This window comes from Gillisia lutea (genome assembly GCF_021568705.1).
Classification (GTDB): Bacteria; Bacteroidota; Bacteroidia; order Flavobacteriales; family Flavobacteriaceae; genus Gillisia; species Gillisia lutea.
In genome coordinates, this window is record NZ_JAKGTH010000007.1 from 1 (window position 1) to 12,315 (window position 12,315).

Genomic DNA, 12,315 nt, shown 5'->3' on the forward strand with positions numbered 1-12,315 from the left:
CGATGAAGGGGTTTTTTGTTTTTAAGAGCTTTTTAAATGCAAAGCTCCCCCAGGATACGGCATATAAAAGAAACAGCCCACTAAGGCTGCTTCTCTTGGCATACTATCTTCTTCTAAATCCAGCACTCGAACTGGGATAGAAGCTGGCTATCCTATAGCGCAGAAAGGCGATAGCAGAAGGGGGACGACTAATTAATCAAATAAGGATTTTATAAGGGTGTTAATTCCTTTATACATTAAAAATATTGCGCCTATGCAGGCTAGTGCACCAACTATTAGTACAACAATGTATAACGGGTGGTTTTGATTGTTGAAAGCACTATATAGCACAGATGGGCCTATAAGAGTTAATGGTAGGGCTCCAGCAAGATATTTTATCCCTTTTCCTAATAATTCTTTATTGGTGTGTTTCATTATGTTTGAATTACTGTATGGTATATGTTTTCTCTTGGGATTGAGAGAGCCTAAAATATCCAAAAGCAAAGTTGTTTTGGTTAGTGATGTTAACAATATTCCCTCTAACTATAGTGGGTTGTGTTTGAAAAGGCCCTCCATTGTTGTCGCCCGTTTGGGCTCTCAAGATATAAAGATATTCATAAAATTGTTGTGAGATTCCCTGGATTTCGAATCCAACATCGTTACCACTTTTTAGATCTTCATTAGAAAAATAGGCGAAAGTGCGATTCCCGTTGGTGAATTTATCTTCATAGATTTGTATGGAAAGATCATCAAAATAAAACCTGAATAAATAATAGTTCTTGGCTGCTACAGGATCTGTATAATATGCTTTTAATTCGATATCATTTCCATTTAAGCCCCCACTGTTCGATTGTTCAATTTCTTCGATATCTACAACCGATACCATGGTTTCATTAGCAGTATAAATTTCTCCTTCGTACATAACCTTTAGCTGATAGGTTTCATTTAATTGAGGGATGAAAGCAGCTGTAGTGTAAATTCCCGGCTCAGTCTCAGTAAATATAAATATATCTCCTGAAGCATTACTTACTTCTACCTGCGCTCCTTCCACTGGGGGAATATCTGAATTATAAAAAGAGGTTGTGGTTGTTAAGTGGATAGTCTGATTATTTCCTAAGCTTCCTTTTTTCCAAATTAATGAGGCTTCTATTACGAGCCTTGGATCTGACTCCGGTAACGCTATATCTACAACTTCTTCACAGGAATAGAGGGCGGTAATGCTTATAAAGCTAAAAAGTATAAGTAATTTTTTTTTCATGATCTAAAACTTAAAGTTATAAGTAATGGAAGGGATTACTCCAAAAAGTGATAATCTAACTGCTTCATTATTTCCGGTATCATCATTATTTCTGAAGCTTAATGACACCGCATTTTTTCTTCCATACAAATTATATATTCCAAAATTCCATGAAGATTTGTAGTTTCTTGTTTTGTTCTTTTTTGGAATATATGTGGCAGATATATCTAATCTATGATATGCTGGTAAACGTTCACTATTTCGTTGAGAGTACACAGGGATCACTAAGTTTTCGAATCTATATTGCCCATTTGGATAGGTAGTTGGTAATCCTGTTTGATAAATGAAATTAGAGTTTATTTGCCAATAATTATTAATATCATAGCTTGCAGTAATGGAAATATCATGGGTTTTGTCATATGCCGTATTGTACCAGTTTCCATTATTAATACCAGTTTCTAGGGCCGATCGTCCCGGAGTTTTTTGTTCAGACTTAGACAGTGTATAAGAAAACCATCCTGTAAACCGTCCTGTATTCTTTTTAAAAAGTAATTCCAGGCCGTAAGCTCTAGCTTTTCCTGGTAATATTACTTGTTCGATGGCATTATTTGCAATTAAATTAGCTCCATCAATGTAATCGATTCTGTCAGTTATATGTTTATAAAAGGCTTCTACTTCCATGGAGTACTTATCTTCCTTAAAATTTTGAAAATAGCCTAGGGCAACTTGATCCAATACCTGCGGATTAATGTACTTTCCACTAGGGGCCCATATATCCAGAGGGGTAGGTGAACTCGTATTTGTTATTAAATGAAGGTATTGATTCATTCTGTTATAACTTGCCTTGAGAGACTGATACTCATTAAATCTATAAGCTAAGGCAAGTCTTGGTTCCAAGGCCCAAAAGTGTTTTTCGATCTTGCTCTTTGAAAGTGTTTTGCTGGAAATAGGCTCAGCATTTTCATAGATCAGAAAATCTGAATTAAAAATCACGGGCTTATCGTTGGGGTATAAATTAAGTTCTGCCTGCCCCAACCTGAAGAAATTACTGAGTCGTAAACCATATTCAGCAGATAATGTATTGCTAATTTTCTGTTCAGCTGATAAGTATGCTCCAGACTCAAATGCATATTTCTTAGTCAGTTTATTTGCGAGTATTCCCGAGATAGGTGTGCTTGGCTCAATTTCTCCTGGATTAAACTCATAATAGGTATTTTGAATTCCGTAATCGAAACTGAGATTATCGTTTATATAATGATTTAATCCATATTTGAAATTCAGGTTCTTAATCCCGCTATTCCAGTTGAATTCTACGAAATCTAAGGTAAGCCCGTAATAATAATCACTATAGATCACTGAGAGATTGGTAAAAATGTTATCAGATAATACGTGATTCCATCTAAGGTTGAGAACTGCATTTCCATACGTATTCTTGAAGCTCTCATTAATATTAAACACATCCCGACCAAAGTATCCTGAAAATAAAAAAGTATTTCTATTATCAATTCTATAACTTAACTTGGTATTAAGATCGTAAAAATAGGCCGAGTTTTTATTGTCTGTAAGTTTTAAAAAGAGATGAGCGTAAGAGCTTCTTCCTCCTATTAAAAATGAACCCTTATCTTTAATAATTGGGCCTTCTGCCAATAATCGACTGGAAATTATTCCAATTCCACCATTGGCTTTGAACTCCTTGCTGTTTCCATCTTTCTGAAAAATTTCTAACACCGAAGAAACGCGTCCTCCATATTTTGAAGGGACTCCACCTTTATATAATTTTAAATTTTTAATGGCATCGGGATTGAAAACAGAGAATAGACCAAACAAATGCGAGGAATTATAAATAGTAGCTTCATCTAAAAGGATTAAATTTTGATCTACAGCTCCGCCTCTTACATTGAAACCTGATGAACCTTCACCCGCATTCGAAACTCCCGGGAGTAATAATAGCGATTTAACCACATCTACCTCTCCAAATACAACCGGTAATTTTTGAATTGTATTGATGTCTAATCTATTTACGCTCATTTCCGGCTTCTTAATATTGAGCTTTTCCGTGTTGTCGGTAATTATTATTTCTTCTAATTCTTCAGAAGTTTCAACCAGTGAGAAGTTATAGCTGCTATTTTTATTCAGTTCGATGTGAATGTTCTGTTCCTGAAAGCCAACATACGATATGGTCAATGTATGTTTTCCGGCGGGTAGGCGTAAAGAATAGAAACCGTATTCATTAGTGACCACTCCTGAATTTAGCTCCTTTATTAAAATATTTACTCCGTACAGAGTTTCGTTATTAGCTGCGTTTTTAATAACGCCATTAATGGAGTATTCATCTTGGGCTTGAAGGGGAATAGTGCTGAGAAGAAATAAAAAGCAAATAATTTTTTTCAATCTTTTATTTTAAAGTAAATATATAATTTGTAGTTAGATAATTTTTTTACCCCTTTGACTTTGTTCGCCATACCAATCTATTTATCAATTTTAGATACAGGCTAAGTAACGTTCCCCTTTTGCCTTTAAAAAAGAACTTGTTATATTTTATTAGGGAAGGATGGCTGGATTTTATTCTATCGTATAAATTCGCTTTGGCATATTTTACATATGAATGGTTTTTAATTCCAGTTTTATTGAAAATCGTTTTCTCTATAGATTCCCAGCTTTTTATGAATTGCTGAATTTGGACTGGTTTTTCTAACTGGCTTAATCTATTTCCTGATCCAGACCTATATGTAGCATAAGTGTTTGGAACAAAATATATTTTCTTCGCATTAAGAATTGCCCTAGTAAAGAATTCGCCATCATCGTTCACAGTAAGTTCTTCATTCCATATGCCTATTTCTTTTATTAAACTAGAGGGTGTGAGGTAAGTATGAAGAGGAAAATAGGTGAAACTTTTTCCGAATACTTTTAGAAGGTCGGGCGGGTGATTAAATGATCTATAACTGGGTAGACTTTCATATTTTTTATCTTTCACCATCCCTGAATCAAGACGTGCCCATTTACATGTTGCTATAGTGTCTTTGTACTGGTAGATGGCTTGAAGCTGAACTTCAAATTTATTTGGTGCAATAATGTCATCAGAATCTAAAAATTGAAGGAAACTCCCCTTTGCCTTTTCAATTCCAAAATTTCTGCATGAGGCAGCTCCTTTCGGTTTGGTTTCAGGACGTGTAAAATATTGAAAACGTTTATCCGATCCTACAAAAGTATTTACCGTATTAAAAGTGTCGTCATTTGACCCATCATCAATTATAATACATTCCCAGTTGGTATAGGTTTGAGTTAAAACTGAATGCAATGTCTCCTTTATTATATGCGCACGATTAAAGGTTGGAATAATTACCGAGATCAAATTTTTCAAATTTTACTTTTAAGGATGTGATTGTATTTAATGGTGCTCAAAACAAAAATAACTAAAAAGCCCCGATGAAATTCATCGAGGCTTTTAAATTCATCTACAACAATAAAATTAGCTGGCTAAAATATCATTTAATGTAGTGCTAGGTCTCATGGCTTTACTTACTAAATCTTCATTTGGATAGTAATAACCACCTATATTAACCGGTTTTCCCTGAGCATTAATTAGGTCTTGCAGAATTTTTTCTTCGTTGGATGCTAATTTATCCGCCAGTGCTGTGAATTCTTTCTTCAATTCTGGATTCTTATCTTGTTTCGCTAGAGCCTGGGCCCAGTATAATGCAAGATAAAAATGACTACCTCTATTGTCCAGTTCATTCACCTTTCTTGATGGTGATCTGTCATTCTTAAGAAACTGCTCTGTAGCTTCATCTAAACATTCAGCTAAAACAAGCGCTTTTTCATTTTTGAATTTTTCACCTAAATGTTCTAAAGAGACCGCAAGGGCTAAAAATTCTCCTAATGAATCCCATCTAAGATGTCCTTCTTCAATAAATTGCTGAATATGTTTTGGAGCAGATCCACCGGCGCCTGTTTCAAATAGTCCACCACCATTCATTAATGGCACTATGGATAACATTTTAGCACTGGTTCCTAATTCTAAAATAGGAAAAAGATCAGTTAAGTAATCACGCAATACATTTCCGGTTACAGAAATAGTATCTTTTCCTTCTTTCACTCTTTTTAATGTGAACTGAGTAGCATCTGCAGGAGACATGATTTGTATGTCCAATCCAGTAGTATCAAGTTCTGATAAATATTTTGTTACCTTTTTAATAATTTCAGCATCATGGCTTCTATTTTTATCCAGCCAAAATACTGCAGGCATTCCTGAAGATTTAGCTCTGCTTACTGCTAATTTTACCCAATCTTGGATTGGTGCATCTTTAGCTTGACACATTCTCCAAATATCTCCAGATTCAACAGCATGTTCTGATAGAACATTACCTTCAGTATCTAATACTCTTACAGTACCAGTTTTCTCAATTTCGAAAGTCTTATCGTGCGATCCATATTCTTCGGCTTTTTGAGCCATTAAACCTACGTTAGGAACAGTTCCCATTGTAGTAGGGTCGAATGCTCCATTCTTCTTACAAAAATCTATTGTAGCTTGGTATATTCCAGCGTAACTACTATCTGGGATAACTGCTTTGGTATCTTGTAATTTTCCTTCGGAATTCCACATTTTTCCTGAGGTTCTTATCATTGCCGGCATTGAGGCATCAATAATAACATCACTTGGTACGTGAAGATTGGTAATACCTTTATCTGAATCTACCATAGCAAGAGAAGGACCGTTTTCAAATCCCGCTTTAAGATCGGCTTCTACTTCAGTGCGTAATTCTGGTGATAGATTAGGTAAGGTATTTATTAGATCTCCAAGTCCGCTTTTTACATTAACACCAGCTTCTTCCAGAGCTTTACCATGTTTAGTAAAAAGGTCTTTAAAGAAAACTTCTACGGCATGCCCGAAAATAATTGGATCAGATACCTTCATCATTGTAGCTTTCATATGAAGAGAAAAGAGAATTCCTTTATCTTTTGCATCAGTAACCTGCTCTTCTAAGAATTTCATAAGAGCTTTCTTATTCATTACTGTAGCATCGATAATTTCGCCTTTTAGCACTTTTAAATTATCTTTAAGTACAGTTTTAGCTCCGTTTTTATCTTCAAGTTCAATTTTTAAAGTATTGGCTTTATCAAGTGTCAAAGATTTTTCATTAGAATAGAAATCACCCTGACTCATGGTAGCAACATGTGTTTTTGAATCTTCGCTCCAAGCTCCCATAGAATGTGGGTTCTGTTTTGCATAATTCTTAACAGCTTTTGGAGCTCTTCTATCAGAGTTTCCTTCACGTAGCACAGGATTAACGGCACTTCCTTTTACCTTATCATACTGCTGTTTAATTTTCTTTTCCTCGTCTGTCTTAGGTTCATCGGGATAATTGGGTAAGTTATATCCTTTATCCTGAAGTTCCTTTATAGCAGCTTCCAGCTGTGGTGCAGAAGCACTAATGTTTGGAAGTTTAATGATATTAGCGTCTTGTTTGTTTACCAATTCGCCTAGTTCCTTAAGGGAGTCGGTTACTTTTTGATCGTCTGTTAAATATTCAGGAAAGCTTGCTAGAATTCTTCCTGCTAGGGAAATGTCTTTAGCTTCTATATCTATATTTGATGATTTTGTAAAATTTCTCACCATTGGAAGAAATGAAAACGTAGCCAACATAGGGGCTTCATCGGTTTTAGTATAATAAATTTTTGAATGCTCTGTCATTGTTTGAATTTATTTTTTGACATTACTTATTAAAGGGATTTCAAATTGAAATTCCAATTAAAAATGTCGGATTAAAATATTTATGATTAAGTAATTTAGGATGTAAAGTACTTAGCCTTGCGAAGATAGTATTTTTAAAAATTTTATCATAGTCTGAAGATGGCTAATCCTTCGATAAGCTGGTAATAAAAGCAATAAAAAAAGCCATTTCAACATACCTTGTATATTGAAATGGCTTCAAACGAAATAACGTTTTACCGCTGGACTTGGAAGTCTGAATAAGTTAATTACCACAACTTACCGCGTGCGTTATTTCACTTGATATAATTTGCTCACCAACGCGTTCAAATTATATCAAAAACGTTTTTATCTTTCAAGCTACTTTTGCTGTGCAAAATAACGCTGTATAGAAGATAAAAACATATGCAAAGAACAATGCTTTACAATATTTAAATAGCGAATGAGAATCCTTTTGTCATCTCTTGCAAATTTTAAATACACTTAAATTTACAATGAAATATTTAAACAGTCAAGTTTTTTAACTATTTAATTTTTAAATAATTAGATGCTTATGTGATGGGGCGTACAAAGCCTTTATATGCAGGGTTTTTGAATTTTTGAAATAAAAAAAGCTCCAATTTGGAGCTTTTAATTTCTTGTAAGAAGAAGAGATTATCTTCTTTGCTCTTTAATACGAGCTTTCTTACCAGTAAGTCCTCTAAAGTAGTAGATACGTGCTCTTCTAACTTTACCTTTCTTGTTAACTTCAACTTTTTGAAGCGCAGGAAGGTTAATTGGGAAAATACGTTCTACTCCAACAGTTCCACTCATTTTTCTAATAGTAAAAGTTCTAGAAAGTCCAGATCCTTTAACTTGGATTACAACTCCTCTAAAAAACTGAGTACGAGTTTTAGCCCCTTCCTTAATTTCATAATACACAGTGATAGTGTCACCGGCTGAAAATTCAGGAAAATCTTTTTTTACTACGAATTCGTCTTGTACGAATTTAACTAAGGATTCCATATTATATATATTAAATAGATATGTCAAAGCAACATTCACGGTTTTCGCCAGAGGTTGGTTTGAGCCTGCAAAATTATGAAATTAAATATTATAAACAAGAGTTTAATTGCTATTCTTCATCATTTAATAGGTCGGGTCTCAGGGTTTTAGTCCTCAAATAAGATTGTTCTTCTCTCCAGCTTTCAATTTTGGGGAAATTACCGGAGGTTAAAATCTCCGGAACTTTCCAGCCCTTATATTCGGCAGGCCTGGTGTAGACCGGTGGAGCTAGTAAATTATCTTGAAAAGAATCAGTTAGAGCAGAGGTTTCATTCCCTAACACACCTGGGATTAACCTGATTATTGAATCACAAAGTACGGCTGCACCCAATTCTCCACCAGATAGCACATAATCTCCTATAGAGATTTCTTTTGTGATAAAATGATCTCGAACTCTTTGATCTACCCCTTTGTAATGTCCGCAAAGTATAATGATGTTTTCCTTTAAAGAAAGGGTATTGGCCATTTTTTGGTTGAGGGTCTCTCCATCAGGAGTCATGTAGATAATTTCATCGTAATCGCGTTCGGACTTTAATTTGGTGATGCATTTGTCTATTGGCTCTACCATCATGACCATGCCTGCGCCTCCTCCAAACTGATAATCATCAATCTGTTTATAATTATCGGTTACGTAATCTCTTAAATTATGAAGATGGATCTCTACCAGACCTTTTTCAATTGCCCTTTTTAAAATTGAAACCTCAAAAGGACTGCTAAGAATTTCAGGTACCACGGTAATTATATCGATGCGCATTTTATAGAAAGTTTTGTTTTGCAAAGATGCGAAATATCTCTTCAATAATTATTCTTATAAAATGTGCTTATCTATCGCTAGATTTGTTGCGCTCATCTTGTAGTAAACGACCTAAACGTTGCTCTTTTTCAAGAGATTTTGCTCTAAAAGCTTCAAATTCCTTTTCGGTAGCTTCTAAGTTGTGTCTCGCTTCTGCAGTTTGAGAATGTCCTTTTTTGAATCTGTAGATAAAAAATAATAAAGCAAGTATCAATGCAGCTATAATCCCCCACATTAATGCCATATAGGTCCCTTTACTGAAAGGCATGCCAAGAAATGTAATAGCGTCTTTATCTGCCGTTACTTCAGCTAGGTTTTTTTGAGTCTCTTCAAGATTGGAATTGAGATCGGCAATTTTATCACTTTGCTGATCGATTGTGTTTTGCTGTGTAGTAAGTTCGTTGTTAAGCGTAGCAATAAATTCAAAGGTCTTCTTTTTTAGTTGAAGCAAATCGTTATAGTCTACAACTTTATAACCTTGATAATCATTGGAACTTTCAATTAAATTGGTAAATTCTTCTTCAATAGGACTTTCACCACTATTGTAATCTTGTGCTGCAATTTGGGTAATGTAGGAAATGCATAAAATGCTAAATAATAATGCTTTGTTCATTTGGCTGCTTTTTGGTTAAATTAATTAGACAACGCCTCAGAAAAAAACTTATTGCCAATTATTAGCTTTAATATAGTTAATTTTTCAGTTTTTATGTTGCAGTACTCTAGTTCAAAACTTTAAGGAAAGTGGTGTAGTGATGAAATGTTTTACCATAAGGGGTTAAGACCCCTCTTTTTCATTTTCTCGTTCTTTCTTACGCGCTTCTCGCTTTTCTTTTCTTAACTCCTTTTTTTCTTCTCTAGATAGGTTCTTCTCCTTCTCTTTAAAAGCATCTTTAAATTCTATGTCCTCATCTACTTGCCCTGTAAAGGCTTTTATCCATGCATTTTCAAATATATTAAAGATAGTTGGCAATATGCCGGCTTCAACTTTATTGAGGTCTCCTTCAATTGGGACTTTAGTGGCCAGCGTATCTGTACCTTGATTTTTCAGAATAAATTTAAAAAAGCCCACAAAACCTTCCCACAGCACTCCTAAAAATCCATCATCTTTGCCTATTAATTTTGAATCCTTGAGAAGCGGCTTCATATATCCTTTCAAATAACCATCGGCGATAGCCAACTCACTATAAAGACCAAACCTTCCTTTTTCAAAATCAATTCCTGCGTAGTGTCTTGTGAAATCGTTTAAAGCAGTAGCATCTGCTCCTTCCAGTGAGAAGGAAATGTCCATATCTGGGATCTCTTTTATAATATTTACATCTCCATCTAGTTTAACTTCTCCTTTTCCAATAGAAATCCCAGATGCTTTTATGGGTGAGGGGAGTACTAGTTTATCTTGGCGTACATTTCTCAGGTTGTCGGCAGTGAGTTCTAATTTATCGATATAAAGATCTATGTTGGGTTCTGTTTGTAATTCAACAAAACCTAATTTTCCATCATGCACTTCAAAATGGTTCACATCTATAGGTACTAAGCTGGTTAGCGCCTTTGTCCAGTCATCTACATTTGCTTCCCCTTCATTTGGTGTTTGCTCATGGTCTTCAAACACATAGGTTAGTTGGGGGCTAACCATCTCTATTTCGCTTACAATTTTACCGTGAAAAAGTGATTTCCATTCTATTGAGATGTCGGTTACCGGAAAATTTAAAAAAGGAACCTGACTCTTAGCAGTAACCTTATTAAGATAAAGGTTGTTTATCGTATATGCTCCTCGGAAAAGTGAAATGTCTATATCCTCTACTTGTCCATAATAGCCCGGTATATTTGCCAGTACTTTGTTTACATAGTTCTTAACTAATACCGGTAAATAAAGCCGGAAGGCAATTAATATTACCAAGAGAATTATGGGGAACGTGTCTCTCTTCTTTTTATAGACCTTTCTTTTAATTGCGGGCATGCTATGAAATTTTAGCTAATATGAATTAAATTTCATTTTCAAAGGGTTAAGAAAGTCACAAAAAAAAAGCCTGTTACTATTGCAACAGGCTTCCTTATAATATGTTATGTATTCTAGTAGTACGTATAGCGTCTTACTTTTGCAAGATATTTAGCCAATCTAATTACTTGTTGGCTATACCCGTATTCATTATCATACCAAATGTAAAGAATGATGTTCTTTCCATTTTCGGTAACTATAGTTGCCTTACTATCATATATGGAAGGAGCAGAGGAGCCTATGATGTCTGTTGATACAAGTTCATTATCAATAGAATATTTTATTTGCTCTACCATTTCTCCTTCCAGAGCATATTTCTTCATTATTTTATTGATGCCGTTAAGTGTGGTAGATTTTTGAACTTCCAGATTTAATATGGCTAAAGATCCATTAGGAACCGGAACTCTAATAGCGTTGCTTGTAAGTTTTCCTTCTAAAACCGGTAGTGTTTTAGCTACGGCTTTACCTGCACCTGTTTCTGTAATTACCATGTTCAGGCCTGCGGCACGGCCACGACGATATTTACTGTGCATATTATCTACCAAGTTCTGGTCGTTGGTATATGCATGTATAGTTTCCAGATGCCCCTGAACCACCCCTAAAGATTCTTCTACTGCTTTTAAAACAGGAGCAATGGCGTTAGTGGTACAAGAAGCTGCCGAGAAAATATTTTCCGTATCGGGGTTGTATTCTCTGTGGTTTACCCCATGTACAATATTGGGAACTCCCTTTGCCGGGGCTGTAATTAATACTTTGGAAGCGCCTACAGAAGATAAATGTCGACTCAATTCTTCTTTATCTCTAAATGCTCCGGTATTGTCCATAATCAAAGCATTTTCTATTCCGTATTGAGTATAATCAATATCTTCAGGATTGTTCGCTGAAATTATATGTACAGTAGTTCCGTTTATTATTAATGCTGAATTTTTTTCATCGATACAAACTGTACCCGAAAAATCGCCATGAACAGAATCGCTTCTTAATAAAGACGCCCTTTTCTCCAAAACAGTAGCATCTACTTTTCCGCGGGTAACAATAGCACGAAGTCTTAGTTGATTTCCCTTTCCTGTACGCGTCATCAATTCTCTGGCAAGTAGTCTACCAATTCTACCAAACCCGTAAAGCACTACATCTTTTGGAGTAACTTCTTTATATTCTTTAGCATCTTTAAGTTTGGTTGCTAAAAATGCTTTAGCATTAGAGTAATCTACATCTTCTAAGTGATATTCATACGTAAGTTTACCTATGTCCAATTTTGCAGGTGGAAGATCTAAGTCTTTAATTGCCTGCGCAATTTCAACAGAATCGAAAATTGATATTGGCTTCTGAACAAACTCTCCCGCGTATTCATGAAGATTTAAAATGTCACTTACATTACGGTTGATTAGTTGATTTCTAAAAAGCACCAATTCAATAGATTTATCATACCATAAATCGCTAACTATTTTAATAAATTCTACCGATGCACGCCTGCGGTCGGCTTGAAAGGCAAGTTCCTTTTCGTAAACTTCGTTAAAGTCCATTTCGTGTTTTTTGTTAAGTTGTGTTGTGATTAAAAC

At 35.0% G+C, this 12,315-nt stretch carries 10 protein-coding genes; all 10 read right to left on the minus strand.

Going from position 1 to position 12,315, the window contains the following annotated elements:
- Positions 1 to 192: 192 nt before the first annotated feature.
- Positions 193 to 414 (minus strand): DUF6095 family protein, encoded by a 222-nt coding sequence (locus L1I30_RS04395; RefSeq protein WP_236133054.1) that lies wholly within the window; start codon positions 412 to 414, stop codon positions 193 to 195.
- A 10-nt stretch (positions 415 to 424) separates the two neighbouring features.
- Positions 425 to 1,237 carry a DUF4249 domain-containing protein gene (locus L1I30_RS04400; protein ID WP_236133055.1) on the minus strand — a complete coding sequence of 271 codons (813 nt, stop codon included), beginning with the start codon at positions 1,235 to 1,237 and terminating at the stop codon, positions 425 to 427.
- Between the two features lie 3 nt (positions 1,238 to 1,240).
- The gene (locus L1I30_RS04405) at positions 1,241 to 3,607 is read right to left on the minus strand and encodes a TonB-dependent receptor (protein WP_236133056.1); all 2,367 of its coding nucleotides are present in this window, start codon (positions 3,605 to 3,607) and stop codon (positions 1,241 to 1,243) included.
- Positions 3,608 to 3,653: 46 nt separating this feature from the next.
- Positions 3,654 to 4,577 (minus strand): glycosyltransferase family 2 protein, encoded by a 924-nt coding sequence (locus L1I30_RS04410; protein ID WP_236133057.1) that lies wholly within the window; start codon positions 4,575 to 4,577, stop codon positions 3,654 to 3,656.
- A 108-nt stretch (positions 4,578 to 4,685) separates the two neighbouring features.
- Positions 4,686 to 6,908 (minus strand): NADP-dependent isocitrate dehydrogenase, encoded by a 2,223-nt coding sequence (locus tag L1I30_RS04415; protein WP_236133058.1) that lies wholly within the window; start codon positions 6,906 to 6,908, stop codon positions 4,686 to 4,688.
- 672 nt (positions 6,909 to 7,580) lie between these two features.
- Entirely contained in the window at positions 7,581 to 7,931 is a 351-nt protein-coding gene (gene rplS / locus L1I30_RS04420; RefSeq protein ID WP_236133059.1) for a 50S ribosomal protein L19, read from the minus strand.
- A 109-nt stretch (positions 7,932 to 8,040) separates the two neighbouring features.
- The gene (trmD, locus tag L1I30_RS04425; protein WP_236133060.1) at positions 8,041 to 8,724 is read right to left on the minus strand and encodes a tRNA (guanosine(37)-N1)-methyltransferase TrmD; all 684 of its coding nucleotides are present in this window, start codon (positions 8,722 to 8,724) and stop codon (positions 8,041 to 8,043) included.
- A gap of 67 nt (positions 8,725 to 8,791) precedes the next feature.
- Complete coding sequence (locus L1I30_RS04430) at positions 8,792 to 9,376, minus strand: hypothetical protein (RefSeq protein WP_236133061.1); 585 nt, start codon at positions 9,374 to 9,376, stop codon at positions 8,792 to 8,794.
- A 162-nt stretch (positions 9,377 to 9,538) separates the two neighbouring features.
- A complete protein-coding gene (locus tag L1I30_RS04435; protein WP_236133062.1) occupies positions 9,539 to 10,717 on the minus strand; it encodes a DUF748 domain-containing protein in 1,179 nt (392 codons plus the stop codon).
- A 113-nt stretch (positions 10,718 to 10,830) separates the two neighbouring features.
- The gene (locus tag L1I30_RS04440; RefSeq protein WP_236133063.1) at positions 10,831 to 12,279 is read right to left on the minus strand and encodes a glyceraldehyde-3-phosphate dehydrogenase; all 1,449 of its coding nucleotides are present in this window, start codon (positions 12,277 to 12,279) and stop codon (positions 10,831 to 10,833) included.
- Between the last annotated feature and the right edge of the window lie 36 nt (positions 12,280 to 12,315).